At 65.9% G+C, this 16,742-nt stretch carries 18 protein-coding genes; 6 read left to right on the top strand and 12 right to left on the bottom strand.

Annotation, left to right across the window (positions count from 1 at the left end; translation table 11 throughout):
- Nucleotides 1-5 precede the first annotated feature (5 nt).
- On the top strand, nt 6-1,016 hold the full coding sequence (gene cobT, locus ABUE31_RS03560) for a nicotinate-nucleotide--dimethylbenzimidazole phosphoribosyltransferase (protein ID WP_367722110.1): 1,011 nt from the start codon (nt 6-8) through the stop codon (nt 1,014-1,016).
- Nucleotides 1,017-1,118: 102 nt separating this feature from the next.
- Here the strand turns inward: cobT and ABUE31_RS03555 are convergent, their stop codons facing one another.
- The gene (locus ABUE31_RS03555; protein WP_367722109.1) at nt 1,119-1,919 is read right to left on the bottom strand and encodes a FecR family protein; all 801 of its coding nucleotides are present in this window, start codon (nt 1,917-1,919) and stop codon (nt 1,119-1,121) included.
- Nucleotides 1,920-2,092: 173 nt separating this feature from the next.
- Here ABUE31_RS03555 and ABUE31_RS03550 point away from each other — a divergent pair, with 173 nt between their 5' ends.
- Nucleotides 2,093-3,028, top strand: coding sequence for a dihydrodipicolinate synthase family protein (locus tag ABUE31_RS03550; RefSeq protein WP_367722108.1), 936 nt, complete (start codon nt 2,093-2,095; stop codon nt 3,026-3,028).
- Between the two features lie 60 nt (nt 3,029-3,088).
- On the opposite strand, the gene ABUE31_RS03545 is transcribed toward ABUE31_RS03550, so the two are convergent.
- Complete coding sequence (locus ABUE31_RS03545; RefSeq protein ID WP_367722107.1) at nt 3,089-3,925, bottom strand: alpha/beta fold hydrolase; 837 nt, start codon at nt 3,923-3,925, stop codon at nt 3,089-3,091.
- 154 nt (nt 3,926-4,079) lie between these two features.
- Complete coding sequence (locus ABUE31_RS03540; protein WP_437344061.1) at nt 4,080-4,403, bottom strand: YkvA family protein; 324 nt, start codon at nt 4,401-4,403, stop codon at nt 4,080-4,082.
- A gap of 238 nt (nt 4,404-4,641) precedes the next feature.
- Between ABUE31_RS03540 and ABUE31_RS03535 the strand changes: the two genes are divergently transcribed.
- On the top strand, nt 4,642-4,737 hold the full coding sequence (locus tag ABUE31_RS03535; RefSeq protein ID WP_367722106.1) for a putative RiPP precursor: 96 nt from the start codon (nt 4,642-4,644) through the stop codon (nt 4,735-4,737).
- Between the two features lie 83 nt (nt 4,738-4,820).
- Here ABUE31_RS03535 and ABUE31_RS03530 read toward each other — a convergent pair whose 3' ends face one another.
- From ABUE31_RS03530 to ABUE31_RS03510, 5 genes are all read right to left on the bottom strand, one after another.
- Nucleotides 4,821-5,849 carry a 2-hydroxyacid dehydrogenase gene (locus ABUE31_RS03530; RefSeq protein WP_367722105.1) on the bottom strand — a complete coding sequence of 343 codons (1,029 nt, stop codon included), beginning with the start codon at nt 5,847-5,849 and terminating at the stop codon, nt 4,821-4,823.
- Between the two features lie 69 nt (nt 5,850-5,918).
- Nucleotides 5,919-7,202: a TRAP transporter large permease gene (locus ABUE31_RS03525; RefSeq protein ID WP_367722104.1), complete on the bottom strand. Its 1,284-nt coding sequence runs from the start codon at nt 7,200-7,202 to the stop codon at nt 5,919-5,921.
- Between the two features lie 10 nt (nt 7,203-7,212).
- Nucleotides 7,213-7,710 (bottom strand): TRAP transporter small permease, encoded by a 498-nt coding sequence (locus ABUE31_RS03520; protein WP_367722103.1) that lies wholly within the window; start codon nt 7,708-7,710, stop codon nt 7,213-7,215.
- Complete coding sequence (locus ABUE31_RS03515; RefSeq protein WP_367722102.1) at nt 7,697-8,470, bottom strand: maleate cis-trans isomerase family protein; 774 nt, start codon at nt 8,468-8,470, stop codon at nt 7,697-7,699. The genes ABUE31_RS03520 and ABUE31_RS03515 overlap by 14 nt, the downstream gene beginning before the upstream one ends.
- A 41-nt stretch (nt 8,471-8,511) precedes the next feature.
- Nucleotides 8,512-9,489 carry a TRAP transporter substrate-binding protein gene (locus ABUE31_RS03510; protein WP_367722101.1) on the bottom strand — a complete coding sequence of 326 codons (978 nt, stop codon included), beginning with the start codon at nt 9,487-9,489 and terminating at the stop codon, nt 8,512-8,514.
- A gap of 278 nt (nt 9,490-9,767) precedes the next feature.
- Here ABUE31_RS03510 and ABUE31_RS03505 point away from each other — a divergent pair, with 278 nt between their 5' ends.
- Nucleotides 9,768-10,736 (top strand): LysR family transcriptional regulator, encoded by a 969-nt coding sequence (locus tag ABUE31_RS03505; protein ID WP_367722100.1) that lies wholly within the window; start codon nt 9,768-9,770, stop codon nt 10,734-10,736.
- A gap of 92 nt (nt 10,737-10,828) precedes the next feature.
- On the opposite strand, the gene ABUE31_RS03500 is transcribed toward ABUE31_RS03505, so the two are convergent.
- From ABUE31_RS03500 to ABUE31_RS03485, 4 genes are all read right to left on the bottom strand, one after another.
- Complete coding sequence (locus ABUE31_RS03500; protein ID WP_367722099.1) at nt 10,829-12,097, bottom strand: ArgE/DapE family deacylase; 1,269 nt, start codon at nt 12,095-12,097, stop codon at nt 10,829-10,831.
- A 46-nt stretch (nt 12,098-12,143) separates the two neighbouring features.
- On the bottom strand, nt 12,144-13,457 hold the full coding sequence (locus ABUE31_RS03495) for a TRAP transporter large permease (protein ID WP_367722098.1): 1,314 nt from the start codon (nt 13,455-13,457) through the stop codon (nt 12,144-12,146).
- Between the two features lie 5 nt (nt 13,458-13,462).
- On the bottom strand, nt 13,463-14,062 hold the full coding sequence (locus ABUE31_RS03490; RefSeq protein ID WP_367722097.1) for a TRAP transporter small permease: 600 nt from the start codon (nt 14,060-14,062) through the stop codon (nt 13,463-13,465).
- Nucleotides 14,063-14,158: 96 nt separating this feature from the next.
- Nucleotides 14,159-15,154: a TRAP transporter substrate-binding protein gene (locus ABUE31_RS03485; protein ID WP_367722096.1), complete on the bottom strand. Its 996-nt coding sequence runs from the start codon at nt 15,152-15,154 to the stop codon at nt 14,159-14,161.
- A gap of 232 nt (nt 15,155-15,386) precedes the next feature.
- On the opposite strand from ABUE31_RS03485, the gene ABUE31_RS03480 reads away from it, so the two are divergent.
- Nucleotides 15,387-16,256, top strand: coding sequence for an FAD binding domain-containing protein (locus tag ABUE31_RS03480; protein WP_367722095.1), 870 nt, complete (start codon nt 15,387-15,389; stop codon nt 16,254-16,256).
- On the top strand, nt 16,253-16,741 hold the full coding sequence (locus tag ABUE31_RS03475) for a (2Fe-2S)-binding protein (RefSeq protein ID WP_367722094.1): 489 nt from the start codon (nt 16,253-16,255) through the stop codon (nt 16,739-16,741). The genes ABUE31_RS03480 and ABUE31_RS03475 overlap by 4 nt, the downstream gene beginning before the upstream one ends.
- Nucleotide 16,742: the final 1 nt, after the last annotated feature.

Raw genomic sequence — 16,742 nt, 5'->3', positions numbered from 1 at the left:
CGCGCATGTCTTTCAAATCTCTCGATGAATTGCGTTCCGCCGGCAGCGGGCTCCAACCCGGGGACGACAGCGCCGCCGCCGCCGCGCTGGCCCGCCAGGACACGCTGACCAAGCCGGCGGGCAGCCTCGGCCGCCTGGAAGACATAGCGGCATGGCTGGCCCGCTGGCAGGGCCGCGCCATGCCCAGGCTGGACAAGGTGCAGGTCGTGGTCTTCGCCGGATCGCACGGCGTGACCGCGCAGGGCGTCTCGGCGTTCCCCGCCGAAGTGACTCACCAGATGGTGGCGAATTTTTCGGCGGGCGGCGCGGCGATCAATCAGCTCTCGCGCGCGGCCGGCGCCGAACTTTCCGTAGTGCCGCTGCAGGTCGAGCGGCCCACCGGCGACTTCACGCAGCAAGCCGCCATGGACGAGGCGGATTTCCTGGCAGCCGTCTCGGCAGGCTACGCCTCGGTCGACGAGGACGCCGACCTCGCATGCTTCGGCGAAATGGGCATCGGCAACACCACGACGGCCGCTGCGCTCGCCGCCGCCCTGTTCGGCGGCGAGGCGGCGCAATGGGTCGGCCGCGGCACCGGCGTCGACGACGCCGGCCTGAAGCGCAAGGCAGACGCAATCGCGCGCGGGCTTGCGCTGCATGCCGGCGCGCTTGACGACCCGCTGCGCGCAGCAGCAGCGCTGGGCGGCAGGGAACTCGCGGCCATCATGGGCGCCACCCTGGCCGCCCGCCACAAGAACATACCGGTCCTGCTCGACGGTTTCGTCTGCACGGCCGCCGCGGCCCCCCTGCAGAAGCTCGACCCGACGGGGTTGGCGCACGCGCTGGCCGGGCACGTCTCGGCCGAAGCCGGCCATCGCCGGCTGCTGGACGCAATGGGGCTGCCTCCCCTCCTCGATCTCGGCATGCGACTCGGCGAAGGGTCGGGCGCCGCAGTGGCAATCAGCATCGTGCGTGCGGCGCTGGCCTGCCATTCCGGCATGGCGAGCTTTGCCGAGGCCGGTGTCTCGGAGCGCTGAGGGTCAAGCAGAGGCGCCCGAAACCGGCGCCTCTGCGACGCTTTCTGGAAAACGATCGACGCGCCCGAGGGCGCGTCGAGACTTGTATCAAACGGCCGACTCTTAGTCGGGACCGCAGCCGCAACCGCCGTCGCATCCGCCACCACCGTCGTTGCCTCCATTCGACGGGAAGCCGCCTTTCGGCTCCGGCGTTCCACCGCCGCGCTCGCCGCGCAGGCCGGCCCTGGCCGACAGGCCGCAACTGGTGCTGCCGAAACCCTGGAAACCGCTGGAGAGACGCTGGCGCCCGGTCAGGAACGGAAACGCGGCATCGGTCCCCAGTTCCTGGAAGATGTCGCGGTTGACCCGGGCTGCCGGGCTGACGCCCGAGCCGGGGCGCGCCACCACGACATCGCAGCGTCGCCTCAGATCCTCGCAGCCATTGGCGCCGCAGAACCGCGCCGCGCCCGACAGCAGGACGACCGCCGTCTGGCCGCCCGTGCCAATGAAGATCTCAAGCCGGGTGCCCCGGATGCCGATCGTGCCGGCGGGCGTCCGGATCTCGTAGGCTTCCGACTTCGACTTTCCGCTGATCCAGCGGAACGAGCCGCGCGCCGCGTTGAGCGACAGTTTGTCGAAGGTCTTGGAGCTGTCGTAGACAAACCGGTCGATGACGACCGACGAGTTGCCGCCGACCGCGAACTTGGTGCCGTCGGCAAAGCGGAACTCGCCTAGCCCGCTCTGCGACGTGCGAATTCTTTCGTCGCGATAGACAGGCGACCGGACGGCGAGCGGCCCGCCATGGCCGGTCACCGAGGTGCGGATGAGCGTCGCCTGGCCGACTTGCCCCTGGGCGAGCGCCGGAAAAGCGGTTGTGGCGAAGATCGGTGTCGCTGCCGCCGCGATTTTGAGCAGTGACTTCATTGGGAGCCTCCTCTGGGCCTTTGGGAAGAGGCGCGGACACTAGTGACGGGGCTGTAACGCCTTTATGTCTAGGCGATGGAGCCGCGTTACGGAGCTGAAACCATGGACGGACATCGTCTTGCAGCCGGTCGCTCCCCGGCGCGCCATCGGCCGAATGACAGGGAGCGAAGCAATTGAAGAACACCATCAGCGAGGCCACGCGCGGCGTCTACATCATCTCGCCGACCCCCTTCACCGACACCGGCGCACTCGACCTCGAGGGAACCGACGCCCTTGTCGACTTCTTCCTCGACAAGGGTGTCGACGGCATCACCATCCTGGGCGTGCTCGGCGAGGCGTCGAAGCTCACGCCCGACGAATCGAATGCGTTCATGCTGAAGGTGCTGAAGCGGGTCGGTGGCCGCCGGTCGGTCGTGGTCGGCGCGAGCAACCCGGGCACCGACAACCTGACGCGTTTTGCGAAGGCGGCCATGGATGCCGGCGCCGCCGGACTGATGGTGGCGCCCATCCAGGGGCTGAAACATGACGACCAGGTCTACGGATACTGGGCCGAGGTCCTCGCCAGGCTCGGACCCGGCGTTCCGGTCTGCTACCAGGACTACCCGCAGACGACCGGCGTCCACACCTCCGTCGCCGTGCTCAACCGGCTGATCGACGACTTTCCCAACCTTGTCATGCTGAAGCACGAGGAATCGCCGGGCCTGTCGAAGATCACCGCGCTGCGCGCGGCTGCGGCGGATGGCAGCCGCCGGCGCGTCTCGATCCTGGTCGGGAATGGCGGCCTGCACCTGCCGCAGGAACTGCGGCGCGGCGCCGACGGCGCCATGACCGGCTTCGCCTATCCTGAGATGCTGGTCGAGGTCTGCCGGCTGTTCCATGCCGGCGAAGTGGAAGGCGCCGAAGATCTGTACGATGCCTACCTGCCGATCCTGCGGCACGAGCAGCAGATGGGTTTCGGTCTGGCCATCCGCAAGGAAGTGCTGCACCGTCGCGGCGCGCTTCGTTCGGCGGCGATGCGCCATCCCGCACCCAGGCTCGGCAAGGTCGACCATGTCGAACTCGATGGACTGATGGCGCGGCTGGAGCGGCGGCTGGCCGCGATGTCCTAGGCAAGCGGGCCGGAAGCACGTCCCGCCCGCCGGCCCCGGCGGACGGTTCGCAGCGCAGGCTCAGTTGGTTATGAAAGCAAGCAGGTCCGCGTTGATGACATCCGCATGGGTGGTCGGCATCCCGTGCGGAAAGCCGGCATATGTCTTCAGGATGCCGTTCCTGAGCAGCTTTGCCGACAGTGGCGCGGAATCCGCATAGGGCACGATCTGGTCGTCGTCTCCGTGCATGACAAGCGTCGGCACGCTGATCGCCTTCAGGTCTTCGGTCTGGTCGGTTTCCGAAAAGGCCTTGATGCCGTCGTAGTGCGCCTTGGCGCCGCCCATCATCCCCTGCCGCCACCAGTTGTAGATCACCCCCTGGTCGGCCTTGGCGCCGGGCCGGTTGTACCCGTAAAACGGCCCCGACGGCACATCCAGGTAGAACTGGGCACGGTTGGCGGCGAGCGCCGCGCGAAACCCGTCGAAAACCTCGATCGGCAGGCCGCCCGGATTGGCTTCGGTCTGCACCATGAGCGGCGGCACCGCGCTTACCAGGACCGCCTTGGCGACCCGACCCTGCGGCTCGCCGAATTTCGCGACATAGCGGGCCACCTGGCCGCCACCGGTCGAATGACCCACATGGACGGCGTTCCTGAGGTCGAGGTGCTCGGCGACCGCCGCCGCGTCCGCTGCATAATGATCCATGTCGTGGCCGGTATCGCCCTGCGAGGATCGACCGTGGCCGCGTCGGTCATGGGCGACGACGCGAAAGCCCTTGTGCAGGAAGAACAGCATCTGGGTGTCCCAGTCGTCGGCGCTGAGCGGCCAGCCGTGGTGGAAGACGATTGGCTGGGCATTCCTGTCACCCCAGTCCTTGTAGAAGATCTCGGTGCCGTCCCTTGTGGTCACGAAACCCATCGGTACATCCTCTCGATAGATGCAGGTGCAGGTTGAGATACGGAACATCGGTCTTGGAGCGCGGCGGTATGCTGCCTGCCGCGACGGGACTATGGGCAAAGCAGCTGTCGCCGACAACAGGTCTTTCGGATGACGGTTTGCGGGTTGCCCGGCGTCACTTCGGCCAGAGCAGCCAGGCGATGAAAAGCACCCCGGCGGCCCAGATGACGACGATGAACCCCAAGCCGGCGAGGCTGACCGGCTTGACGCGCCCGGCCGCTTCCTCGCGGAATTCCGCCATCAGGCCGGACGGGACGAGCCTGACCGCCAGCAGGATGCCGAGCGGAACAATGACCAGATCGTCCAGGTAGCCGAGGACAGGAATGAAGTCGGGTATAAGGTCGATGGGGCTGAGCGCGTACGCTGCAACGGCGCCGGCAACGGCTTTCGCATGCCAGGGAACGCGGGGATCGCGCGCCGCCAGCCACAAGGCGAGCACGTCGCGCTTGATCGTTCGCGCCCATTGTTTCGCTCTGTCGAACAGCCGGCTACTCGCTTCTTCCGAGGTCTGCGACCGTTGGCTTCTCGGCTCTTGGCCTCGATCGGCGCAACGCCCCCAATATGGCGGCTGCGTTGCGATGGTCCAAGTCCGCGCGCCCAACGCGCCCTCCGCCTGCCCCGTTTGACCCCGTTGCCAAGGTATGAGAGCCTTCAGCCTTCGAGGGAAAGGGGCAGTCATGAAGAAGACCTATGAAAAACCGACCCTGGTTCGCCGGGAGGTCATGAGCAAGGTCACCGCGGTCAACGGAAGCGGTTCGAGAAACATCGCCTGAACTGCGTCTGCCTGCAGCGGCGCGGATGCCGGCGGTCGCTGGCAGTGGACTTGTTTTCGGAGCGCTAACCGCTCAAGCTTGGCTCAGTATCCTCGCTGCGGCTCAGTCAGGTGCAGCGGCCCTTGTCCCGCGGCAACGCGGCGGATGCTCTCTGCCACGTCGCGCGCGGCGGCTTCCGGCACTGTAATGCTCGCCAGATGCGGCGTGATCAGTACGTTTTCCATTGCCCAGAACGGATGCTCCGCGGGCAGCGGCTCCGTCCAGAAGACATCGAGGGTAGCCGCGCCGATCTGACCGGTGCGCAGCGCCTCGACCAGCGCCGGTTCGTCGACGATCAGCCCGCGTGACGCATTGACGAACTTTGCGCCCCGCGGCACCGCCTCGAAGACCTCCCTGCCAATCATGCCGCGCGTCGAGGGCGTCAGGGGCAGCATGTTGACCAGGATTTCGACGTCGGACAGGAACGATGCGAGTTCTGCGCCCGAATGGCAGTTCACGCCGGGGATCGCCTTCTTCGCCTGGTCCCATCCACGCACGTCGAATCCGGCTTGCGCCAGGGATGAGGCGACCGCCGCGCCGAGATGACCGAGCCCCATTACCCCCACCTTGATGCGGTGCAGCGGCGTCGGATGGATGTAGCGCCATTCCTTCACGCGCATGGCGGCCTCGAAGTCCGGGATGTTGCGGGCATAGCGGATGACCGAAAACAGCACATAGCTGCGCATCAGGGCGATCATGCCGGAATCCGACAGCCGCGAGATCGGCACGTCCGGCAGGTCGGCGCGTCCGGCGAGCGAATCGATGCCGGCGCCCAGATTGACAACCAGCGTGAGGTTTCGGTACGGCTCGAAGAAGCCGGGCGGCGGTTGCCAGGCCAGAACGGTCCGGATTTCGTCGGCATCGCCGACGTCGGGATAGACCCTGAAGTCCAGGTCCGGCAGTTCCGACTTCAGCACCGCGCCCCATTCTACCGGATCGTCGAACTTGGAGTAAAACAGAACCGCTCCGGGTTTTCCGCTCCGACCGCCGGCAGGGCCGGTGCCGCCTTCGCACGGCGCAGTCGGTTCGACTGCGGTTTCGTCATGCATCGACATGTCCTCGATAGTCTCCATTCTAGGTGCAGTCCGCCCGCCGCCGGCCGTTCGGCCGTCGGTCACAGGCACGCCGTCGGCGCGATGCCGCTACTTCATCATCAGGTTCGGAAGCGCGGTTGAGAGCGCCGGGAAGAACACGAGCAGCAGCAGGAACGCCACCAGCGCCAGCAGGAACGGCGTGTTGGCCTTCACCACCTGCAGCACGTCTTCCTTGCCTATTCGCGCCGCCACCAGCAGCGCCAGCGCCACCGGAGGCGTCAACTGGCCGATGATGACGGTGACTACGATCAGGACGCCGAAGTGCAGCAGGTCGACATTGAGCGCCACCAGCGTCGGCAGCAGGATCGGCATGATCATCGGGATCAGCGGGTCGAGCACCATGCCGGCGATAAGGGCGAGGCAGAGCAACATCAGGATCTGCGGGATCGCGCTCTCGAACGGGAACAGGTATTGCAGCCCCTCCGCCAGCGCGATCGGCACGCGGGCCTGCGACAGCGCCCAGCCGAGCGCCGTTGAGAAGCCGACCACGATCAGCACTTCGCCCGTCAGGATGGCCGCGTCGACCATCACCTCCTTCAGTCTGGCGAGGCTCAGCGTGCGGTAGACGAGCATCGACAGCACCAGCGCGTAGGCCACGGCGAAGGCACCGGCCTCGGACGGCGTGAAGATGCCGAACACCAGCCCGCCGAACACCAGCGTGGGCATGCCGAGCGGCAGGATCGCCCCGCGAAAGGTCCGCACCAGTTCCTGCCATGCAAAACCTTGCATAGGCTTCCAGCCGTGGTAGCGCGCGAGGATGGCGATGGTCAGCATCAGCACCAGCGCAAACAGCAGGCCAGGCACGAAGCCGGCCAGGAAGAGCGCCCCGAGCGACGTCCCGGTGACCGCGGAATAGAGGATCATCGGGGAACTCGGCGGCACCAGGATGCCGATGCCGGACGCGGTCGCCGTGAGAGCTGCCGAGAACGGCCCGGGGTAGCCTTCCTTCTTCATCTTCGGAATGACGACCGAACCGACGCCCGCCAGATCCGCCACCGAGGTTCCGATCATGCCGCCGAACATGAGGCTGACGGCGACGTTGACGTGGGCAAGCCCGCCGCGCAGCCAGCCGAACATGGCTCCGGCGAAGGCGAACAGCCTGTCCGCGATGCCGCCGGCGTTCATCAGGCCGCCAGCCAGGATGAAGAGCGGCAGGGTTATCAGGATGTAGTCGCTGATGCCGGCGATGGTCTGCTGCGGGAAGGACAGCGGCCATCCGCCGCTGATGCCGAGAAAGACCAGCACCGACGCGGCGAGAGCGATGACGATCGGGACGCCGACAAGCGCCAGCGCACAGAGCGTCACGATGGTGGCGAGGGCGAGGACGAGCATGTCTTGTTCCCTATTTGCGGCGCAGTTGCGCCAACAGCGCCAGCGTGACGCCCGCCGTTGTGAAAAGCAGGCCGCAGATCACCCAGGCCTTGGGGATGCGCAGGACCGGCGTCAGGTCGCCGCCGAAGACCAACAGATACTGTACGGTCAACCAGGTGAAGATGCCCATGACGGCCGCGCTGAACAGTGTGCAGGCGATCGACAGCCGCCGCGCGATGGTCGGCCTCAGCCTCGCGGTGACGATGTCGCAGGTGATGAGCACGCCCCGCATCGTCGCGATGACCATGCCGGCCGCCCCCAGCCACACCATGATGTTGATCACCAGTTCCTCGGCCCAGGGCAGCGGCTTGTTCAGGATGTAGCGGCTGAGCGCGTTGCCGAGGACGAGCGCGGTCGTGACCCCGAGCAGCAGCACCGCCAGCCATTCGACCAGCCGCGTGACGATGCCGGGCCGTGGCGGCACACGTTCCTCGGTGAGCTCGGCGTCGAGCAACTCAGCGCCGATCATCGGTGCCCTCCCCGGATACCGCTTCTAGCCCCTTGAACAGGCGGCCGTATCCTGGCTTGGCGCCCTTGACGCCGGCGACCTTCAGGCAATGCCAGAACGACGCCTGCACCGCCGAAACCACCGGCTTGCCGATGGCGGTCTCGAGAGCCTCGATCGCGCCGACGGAGCGGAAATTGGTGCAGCTGATGAAGACGGCGGTGGCGTCGGGATGATCGATCTCGCGCACCATGTCGTAGATCTTCTCCAGCGGCACCTCGGCCAGGGCCTGGTCCTTGTCGATGCCCAGGTTGCGATGGCTGACCACCTTGTGCCCGTTCTCTTCCAGGAAGCGGATGGCGCGCTGGTGCACGCCATCGACATAGGGTGTGGCCAGCGCCACCGGACCCGCTTCGACCGCCGCCAGGGCAGCCAGAGTGGCCGTCGAGGCAGTGGTGATCTTCGGGCCCGCCGCCCAGCCTGTGAGCTTCTTCGTAAGCGCGACGTCGTAGGCGGTGCCGTGCAGAAAGGAGGCGCTCGTGCCGCCGAAGCACAGCACGTCGATGGGCGCGGAGCCGAGGAGGCGCGCGGCCTCCTCGAGCTGTGGCGCATTCATCATTTCCTCGATTCCCTCGACGGTCACCTTGGGCAGCTTGATGCGGGCGGTGTGAACCGATACGCCCTCTGCGGCCATCGCCCACATCTCGGATTCCATGACCACGCTCGAGGCCATGAAGATCAGGCCGATGCGCGCGCGGTAGCCGTCGCCATCGTATCGGAACACGGGCGCCGGCGCCTGTCGGGTTTCCCGCATCGTCGCTGAAATCACTTCACGTTCTCCATTACCTTGTTCATGAATTCCGGCGACACGACCGCGCTGAGCTTCTCGGCGACGGGAGCCGCCGCTTCGCGGAACGCGTCGGCGTCGATGGTGTTGACCTGGACGCCGGCGGCCTTGAACTCGTCGACCAGCTTGGCGTCGCTCTCGTCGGAGAGGACGCGGGTCGCCTCGCCGGCTTTTGCCGCCGCCTGCTTCAGCTTGTCCTGCATCTCCGGCGTCAGCGCATCCCAGGCCCTGCCGTTCATCGTCAGCGTGATCGGCGTGTAGACGTGGTTGGTGATGGAGATGTATTTCTGCACCTCGAACAGCGAAAACTCCTTGATGACCGACATCGGGTTCTCCTGTCCGTCCAGCGCGCCCTGCCTGAGGGCCACGTAGGCTTCGCCGAGCGGCATTGGCGTCGGCGCGGCGCCCAGCGTCTCGAAGGCGACGATGCGCCCCTGGTTGCTGGGCGTGCGCAGCTTCAGCCCCTTCAGGTCTTCCGGCTTGGTGATCGGGCGTACGTTGTTGCTGATCACGCGAAAGCCAAGTTCGCCGTATCCGACAACCTGCAGATCGACAGTCTCGCGCAGAGACTTCGCCAGCATCTCGCCGAGTTCGCCGTCCATCGCGGCGCGCGCCGATGCCTTGTCGCCGAACAGGAACGGCATGTCGAAGACCGCGAACCGGCTGTCGAGCGAGACGATGTCCGAGCCCATCGAGACGACCTCGACCTGTCCGGCCCTGATCAGCTCGGCAAGCGCGCCCTCGTCGCCCAGCGCGCCGCCTTCGAAATACTCGATCGCCACCTCGTCGCCCGCCAACGCCTTCAGTTCGTCGCGGAATGTCCCAAGCATGACGTTGGTCGGATCGCGACCGGTCGTCTCGACCGCGAGGCGCAGCTTGGTCTGCGCCATCGCATCGCCCGAACCGATGGCTACGGCGATTGCCGCGGCCGCAACAAGGCTGAATTTCCTGAACATGTGTGTCTTGCTCCCATTATGGATTGGGCAGCCGCGGCAGGCCCGCACGAATGCGAACCGGATCGCGACGATCCCGGCGAAAAACCTCGATGGACGTTCTGGCCTCCAATTCGCCGCCCCGTTCCCTTGGTGCGGTGCGAACTAAGCCGTCGCTCAGCCGTCTGTTGTGTCTGCCTCTGCGGGCAGTTGGGCTTGTCGCGACGTTTCGACGACGACTTGAACACGCATGAACGACCAAAGATAATACATTTAATAGGCCAACAAGATAGGTTTTCGCTATGCACCTGTCCCTGCGCAATCTCGGCTACATCGTGGCCACGGCGGAACTCGGCAGCGTCACCGACGCGGCCCGTACACTCAACGTGTCGCAGCCGACGATCTCCGCCGCGATCGCGCATGCCGAGGCCGACCTCGGCGCACAGATGTTTGTCCGGCATCATGCCCGCGGCATGACGCTGACCGTCGCCGGACGACGCGTCGTCAACGAGGCGCGGCTCTTGCTCAGCCACGCGCGCGACTTCCAGCGCTCGATGCAGTCGCTCGGCGAGGGCGCAACCGGTGAGATCGCCGTCGGCAGTTTCATGACCCTCGCGACCCGCTTCATGCCGGCCCTTCTCAGCGGCTTCTCGCAGAGCGTGCCGGGCATCACGGTAAATCTTGAGGAAGGCAATCAGCAGGACATCGTCGAAGGCCTGCTTTCGGGCCGGCTCGAACTGGCGCTGTCGTATGCCTACGCGCTCCCCGACGAGGTGATGGGAGAGCGCCTGACCGAACTGCCGCCCTATGTGCTGGTGGCGGGCGACCACCCGCTCGCTGGCCGCGACAGCGTCAGCCTGCGCGAGCTGGCGAACGAGCCGTTCATCCTGCTCGACCTGCCGCATTCGCGCGAATACTTCTTCAACCTTTTCCTGACCTGCAAGATCGAGCCGCGCGTCGTCTATCGCTCGCGCTCCTACGAACTGATCCGCGGGCTTGTTGGGCATGGCCACGGCTTCACGATCCACAACGCGGTGCCCGGCACCACGGTCGGCTACGACGGCTCCAAGATCGCCGTGCTGCCGATCCGAGAGGCGTTGCCGCCTGTCCATGTCATGAGTTTGCGGCTTCGGCGCCAGACCATGCGTCCGGCGGTGAAGACCTTCGCGGACTACATGCGGGAGGCATTCCTGCCCGGCGGCCTCCTGCATCAGCCGAGCACGGCCAGGAACAGCCCGGCAAAGGCGGGCCGCCCAGGACGCGCCCGTTAGTCGCGCACGGTGCGCCTGCGACGCTGCCGGGCCGCCCCGAAGCCCGACGCGGGGCCGTGCCGGCCCCGCGCTGCGCCCGAAACGAACCGGACTCAGTCGTCGGAGCCGCACCACTCCAGGATGCATAGCGCCATGACCTTGATCGCCGTCATGTAGTCGTCGATCGAGACATACTCGTCGTTGGCGTGCATGACCGCGGTCGAACCGGGCCCGAAGATCACGGTCGGCGTCTCGCCGTATTGGTTCAGGAAGCGCGTGTCGGCGGCGCCCTGGCGCCCGCTGATGACGGGCTCCTTGCCTGTCACCGAACGGTAGGTGTCGGCCAGCAGTTCGACGATCGCGTGGTCGCGCGGGATTTCCGACGCCTCGGCATCGTAGCCGACGAAGCGCACCACCGGCGGATGGTCTCGCATCCATTCGTCCTCGGCCGCCACCTCCGCGATCTTGTCGACCAGGCTCTGCTTGACGCCCTCGTGGTCCTCGCCCGGTACGGTTCCGATGCTGCCCTTGAGGACGGCGCTGGCCGGGAAGGCGCTCGGGTAGTTGCCGGCCTGGAAGCTGCCGATGATGCAGGGAAGCGAATCCAGCGCATTCGGGTAGAGCGGATGCCAGACAGTGGCGACGCGGTGGTCCTCCAGTTCCTGAACGGCCTGGACGATCTTGTTGCCAAGGTCGATGGCGCTGATGCCAAGATAGCGCTGCTGGATGCCTGCCGGCTTGCCCTGGACGTCGATCTGGAACCAGATCCGGCCGATGCAGGCGGGCTGCACCGCGAGGTCGCTGGTCTCGCCCGAAATGCCGGCGTCGGCCTTGTAGCCCCGGATGACCGTGTCCAGCGTGCCGTGCCCGCTGACCTCCTCGTCGATGACGACGTTGATGTAGACGTCGCCCTTGAGCTCGATGCCCGCCTCCTTCAGGAACTCGACCGCCAGGATATGGGCGGCCACGCCACTTTTCATGTCGCAGGAGCCTCGCCCGTAGATGCGGCCGTCCTTGATCGCCGCGGACCACGGGTTGTCGCTCCAGCCCTCGCAGTTGCCGACGGGGATCACGTCGGTATGGCCGTTGAGCAGCAGCGAACGGCCGCCGCCCGTTCCCTTGCGGGTGGCGACGATGTTCGGGCGGCCTTCATAGCCTCGGTCAACCGGCCGGTAGCCCGGATGCTTCTTCAGCTCCTCCCAATCCGTCTCCCACATATCGACGTCGAGGCCGATCGTCGCCATGTAGCCCGCAACAAAGGCCTGGATCGCGGCCTCGTCGCCGGTGACGCTCGGGATCGACACCATCTTCCGGAGAAACTCTACCGCCTTGTCCCGGTTGCGGTCGATCGTGTCGAGGACGGCCTGCCGTCTGTCAGTCATTGTTCGAACTCCTGTGGTTTCGCGAGGACGGCGCGCGGCGGCGGCGTCAGTTCATTTTGCTCGGCAGCCACAGCACCAGGTCTGGCACGGCGATCATGATTGCCATCAGCAGGATGTTGATGAGTATGAACGGAATGGCCGCCCGGTAGATGTCGATCATGGCCGTCCCGCGCGTCGCGATGCCCTTCATGACGAACAGCGAGAGACCGAACGGCGGGGTGATGGTCGCCATTTCCAGGTTCACCATCATGATGATGCCGAACCAGATCGGGTCCCAGCCCATCTGGTGAACGATCGGCAGGAAGATCGGGATCGTCACCAGCACGATGGAGGTCTGCTCGATGAACATGCCGAGAAAGACGATGATGACCTGCATCAGCACGAGCAACAGGAGAGGCGGCACCGGCAGTTCGCTGGCGAGGCCCGTGATCGCAGCGGTGGCGCCCGAGAAGGACAGCAGTTGGCTGAAGGCGGCCGACCCTGTGAGGATGATCAGGATCATGACCGACAGCTGGGTGGCTGAGCCGACACCTTTGACCAGCACCTGCCAGTTGAGCTTGCGGTAGAGGATCGCCAGCACGAACGTCAGGAACGTGCCGAGCGCGGCCGCCTCGGTCGGCGTCGCCGTCCCGAAGAAAATCAGGCCGATGATCATCACCACCACGCAGATCGGCGGAACGAGGTAGATCGCCGCGTCGCTCAGCCGCTGGGCCAGCGGAATGCGTGGCGCCTCGTAGGCCGGAGCCTCCTCGGGCCGCAGCATGGCGCGGACGACGATGTAGCCTATGCACATGATCGCCAGCAGGATGCCCGGCACGATGATGCCGATCAGGATCTTCGCGACCGAGAATCCCCCGAGGCTCGCCAGTATGATGGCAAGCGTGGAGGGCGGGATCAGGATGGCCAGGCCGCCGCTCGCGAGGATCGGTCCGATCGACATGGACTTGGCATAGCCGCGCCGCTCCATCTCGGGCGTCAGCGTCGACCCGAGCATCGCGACGGAGCCCATCGCCATGCCCGTCAGCGTGCCGAGCAGCGCACCGGCGCCGATCGCCAGCACTGCAAGGCGTCCGGCGACGAAGCCGAGCCACTGGTCGAGCACCTCGATCATCCGCTGCGCGATGCCCGAATGGAACATGATCGAGCCCATCAGGATGAACATAGGCACGGGCACCAGCACGAACGTCGAGATCGAGCTGTCGATGCTCAGGATCAGCTGGTTGAAGCCGGAGACGCCGCCCCAGAGATAGTAAACCCCCGCGAGGTTGACGAGCAGGAAGGCGATGGCGACCGGCACGCCGATCATCATCAGTACGCCCAGGCCGAGGAAGAAAAGAAGAAGGAAAAGCCACCAGTCCATGGGTCTCAGGCCTCCGAGCGGGGTGTTTCGGAAAGCGACATCTGGCCGCGATGGAAACGCACGGCCCGGCGCACGAACTCAATGCCCAGCAGCAGGCAGCCGAGCGGAATGACGGCGAGGTTGACGGCGCGGGGGATCTCGATCTCGGCGGCGACGACGATGCCGCGCTGCAAAGACAGCATGACCGCCTTGGTGCCGAACCAGGCGAGGGTCAGGCAGACGGCAGCCCCGACGAGTGAACTCAGGACCATGACGATCCGCTGCGCCTTCGGACGCAGGCTGGCGACCACGATGTCCACGGTGACGTGGCCATCGCGGCGAAGCACCCACGCCGCCCCGAGGAACGTGACGTAGACCATCATGGTGCCGCTGATTTGGTCGATGCCGAGTATGCCGTGATTGAACAGCGCCCGCATCGCGACCTTGATCACGGTCGCAAGCATCATGGCGACCAGCAGCGTGGCGGCGATCGCGGCGAAAAGGTTGAGTACGAAATCGAATGCGCGCTCGAGTCGGCCCATGAGGATGCCCCAGTTGTCTTGTTGCTGCGTCTGCCGAGGCCGCGGGTGGCGACGGTTGCGCCTTGCCCGGTTCTGGCGCGCCACCGGCGGATGGCTCTGGCGGCGGCGCGCGAGTATTAGGCAGCGCCGCCCCCCTTTCGCTTCGAAAGAGGCGCCAGCATGACGCACCAGGCCGCCAGCCTATTTGGCCGCGAACAGCGCCTTCACCTCGGCGACGCCCTCGGCTCCGAGAATTCCCTCGTAGTAGGCCCAAAGCGCGTCGTTCGCGACTTCGGTCCAGCGCTTCGATTCCTCGGGCGCGATCGGCAGGATTTCCATGCCGTCCTTGACCATGATGGCTTCCTGCTCCTTCTGGTTCTTATCGAACCATTCGAGCGCGAAGGTCTGCGTTTCGGCGATCGCCTTGAGCAGGATATCCTGTACCTCGGGCGACAGGCTGTCCCACTTGTCGAGGTTCATGGCGACGCTGCCGCCGCTGCGGTACATCGGCTGATTGACCATGTACTTGGTGACGGTCTGCCAGTTGTAGCGCGTGAAGGCGTCCGCCACGGGCCAGCTGAAACCCTCAACGGTGCCGCGGTCCATCGCCAGGAATATCTCGGACGGCGGAAGCGTGACCGACTCGGCGCCGACCGCCTGGACGAAGTGGCGGGTCAGCGGCGCGACGCGCAGCTTCTTGCCCTTCAGGTCGTCGATCGACTTGACCGGGAAGTTGGTCGAGATGTAGTGCGCGCCCTCGCCGGGGTCGCCGGCCGCGTGGCCGATATAGCGAACGCCCTTGGCCGCGTAGATCTTCGTCATGTAGTCATAGAGCGCGGTGCCGGGACCGCCGTCCGGGACGGTCAGCGGCGAAAGCTCGGTTATGTCGCCGCCGGGCACCACGCCCGCCCAGTAGTTGGGAGCGCCATACCAGACGTCGAACACGCCATTGACCAATGCCTCCGGCTGGTCGAAGGGCGGCAGCACGTCGTCCGCGCCGATGAAATTGATCGTGACCTTGCCCTCGCCTAGGCGGTTCACGTTCTCCATGAAGTTCTTGCCGACTTCAGCCGTTGGCGAAAAGCCGGGCGCCCATGCGCCGACCATCTTCAGGGTCACTGCATCCTGCGCCTGGGCGACACCGCCAGCCAGGACAATTCCAAGGGCCAGACCCCAGCTTCTTGCAAAAGCTCGCATTCAACCATCCTCCCATCACAGCCGCGTGGTGCGGCTGCGCTAACACTCCTCAATGCCAGCGGTCGTCCGCCGACATTTTGGAACTTAATGCGACACGTTCATCTTTGTCTACAATTTTTTTTCCATTGCATACAAAGCGTCGGTCTACTAGCTTGCTGTCGTGGCACGGCCCCCGTAGTGACGAGACCGACCCATACCGGTCAGGATTCTCGTTGGTTGTTAAGAGGAGACCATGAGGCCAGCATCTTTTGAGTATCATCGGGCCAGGTCGCTCGAGCATGCCCTGGAACTCCTCGCCGAGTTCGGCGATGACGGCAGGCCGATCGCCGGCGGACAGAGCCTGGTGCCGATGATGAATTTCCGGCTGGCGCGGCCGGCGCACCTCGTCGACATCGACAAGCTGCCGCTGGCGGGCATCGAGGCTGATGGTCCGACGCTGCGTATCGGCGCCCTGACGCGGCACGAGGACTATTTCGGCCATCCGCTGATCGCCGAGCACTTTCCCGCCATCCTCGACGCCGTGCACTACATCGGCCATCCCACGATCCGCCGCAACGGCTCGACCGGCGGTAGCATCTCGCATGCCGATCCGACTGCGGAGCTCCCGGCCGTCGCCGTTCTCTACGACGCCGAGATCGTCGCGCGCTCCGCCTCCGAAGAGCGCCGCATTCCGGCCGCGGAGTTCTTCCTCAGCGCCTATGTGACGGCGCTTGAACCCGGCGAAATGGTGGTCGCGCTCGAATTTCCCCTGCCCCCTCAGAACTCGGCCGGCAGCTTCATCGAGCTCGGCGAGCGCAGCGGCGACTTCGCCACCGCCTCCGTCGGCATTTCCATTGAGCATGACGGCGTATCCGTCGTGCGCGCAGCAATGGTGTGCAGCGGCGCCGATCTCGTGCCCATCCGCGCTCCGGAGGTCGAGGCCTTGCTGGCCGGTCAGCCGCTCGCCGCACCGCCGGCCGCCGAGGCAGGCAGCAGCTTCGCCGCCTCCATCGACCCCGCCAACGATCACATCGCATCGGCGGAATACCGCCGCGCCCTGATCGCGCAACTCACGCAGCGCGCCATCGTCGCCGCCTGTACCAGAGCGCTGGAGAAGTCATGACCGAAATCACCCTCACCGTGAACGGCATCGACAAGACCGTCGATGCCGAGCCGCGCCGCCTGTTGGCCGATATGCTCCGGCAGGAGTTCGGTCTTTCCGGCGTGCATATCGGCTGCGCCCACGGCGCGTGCGGCTGCTGCACGGTTCATCTGGACGGCACGCCGCGCCTCTCCTGCCTCACCTTCGCCGTGCAGTGCGACGGCGCCACGATCACGACTGTGGAGGCCATGGGTGGCGCCTTGGCGGAGCACCCGCTGCAACTGGCCTTCAGAAGCGAGCACGGCCTGCAATGCGGCTACTGCACGCCGGGCTTCATCATGACGCTGGCGCCGTTCGTCGACGATATGGTGGCGCAGCGGCGCATGCCCGACGACGGCGAGATCAGGGAAGCGATGAGCGGCAACATCTGCCGCTGCACCGGCTATCACGGCATCGTGGCCGCGGTGCGCAAGGCGATCGGCGCCGGACTTGGAAAGGACGCATGAC

Source organism: Mesorhizobium marinum, from assembly GCF_040813675.1.
Classification (GTDB): domain Bacteria; phylum Pseudomonadota; class Alphaproteobacteria; order Rhizobiales; family Rhizobiaceae; genus Mesorhizobium_K; species Mesorhizobium_K marinum.
Note: the sequence above shows the minus strand (reverse complement) of the source record. Positions and strands in the feature narration are given on the sequence as shown.

What these genes read in the sequence shown, in the direction of transcription:
- cobT (WP_367722110.1), top strand. Translation starts at nt 6, where the DNA reads ATGTCTTTCAAATCTCTCGATGAATTGCGTTCCGCCGGCAGCGGGCTC.
- ABUE31_RS03555 (WP_367722109.1), bottom strand. Translation starts at nt 1,919, where the DNA reads ATGAAGTCACTGCTCAAAATCGCGGCGGCAGCGACACCGATCTTCGCC.
- ABUE31_RS03545 (WP_367722107.1), bottom strand. Translation starts at nt 3,925, where the DNA reads ATGGGTTTCGTGACCACAAGGGACGGCACCGAGATCTTCTACAAGGAC.
- ABUE31_RS03535 (WP_367722106.1), top strand. Translation starts at nt 4,642, where the DNA reads ATGAAGAAGACCTATGAAAAACCGACCCTGGTTCGCCGGGAGGTCATG.
- ABUE31_RS03530 (WP_367722105.1), bottom strand. Translation starts at nt 5,849, where the DNA reads ATGGAGACTATCGAGGACATGTCGATGCATGACGAAACCGCAGTCGAA.
- ABUE31_RS03525 (WP_367722104.1), bottom strand. Translation starts at nt 7,202, where the DNA reads ATGCTCGTCCTCGCCCTCGCCACCATCGTGACGCTCTGTGCGCTGGCG.
- ABUE31_RS03520 (WP_367722103.1), bottom strand. Translation starts at nt 7,710, where the DNA reads ATGATCGGCGCTGAGTTGCTCGACGCCGAGCTCACCGAGGAACGTGTG.
- ABUE31_RS03510 (WP_367722101.1), bottom strand. Translation starts at nt 9,489, where the DNA reads ATGTTCAGGAAATTCAGCCTTGTTGCGGCCGCGGCAATCGCCGTAGCC.
- ABUE31_RS03505 (WP_367722100.1), top strand. Translation starts at nt 9,768, where the DNA reads ATGCACCTGTCCCTGCGCAATCTCGGCTACATCGTGGCCACGGCGGAA.
- ABUE31_RS03500 (WP_367722099.1), bottom strand. Translation starts at nt 12,097, where the DNA reads ATGACTGACAGACGGCAGGCCGTCCTCGACACGATCGACCGCAACCGG.
- ABUE31_RS03495 (WP_367722098.1), bottom strand. Translation starts at nt 13,457, where the DNA reads ATGGACTGGTGGCTTTTCCTTCTTCTTTTCTTCCTCGGCCTGGGCGTA.
- ABUE31_RS03485 (WP_367722096.1), bottom strand. Translation starts at nt 15,154, where the DNA reads ATGCGAGCTTTTGCAAGAAGCTGGGGTCTGGCCCTTGGAATTGTCCTG.
- ABUE31_RS03480 (WP_367722095.1), top strand. Translation starts at nt 15,387, where the DNA reads ATGAGGCCAGCATCTTTTGAGTATCATCGGGCCAGGTCGCTCGAGCAT.
- ABUE31_RS03475 (WP_367722094.1), top strand. Translation starts at nt 16,253, where the DNA reads ATGACCGAAATCACCCTCACCGTGAACGGCATCGACAAGACCGTCGAT.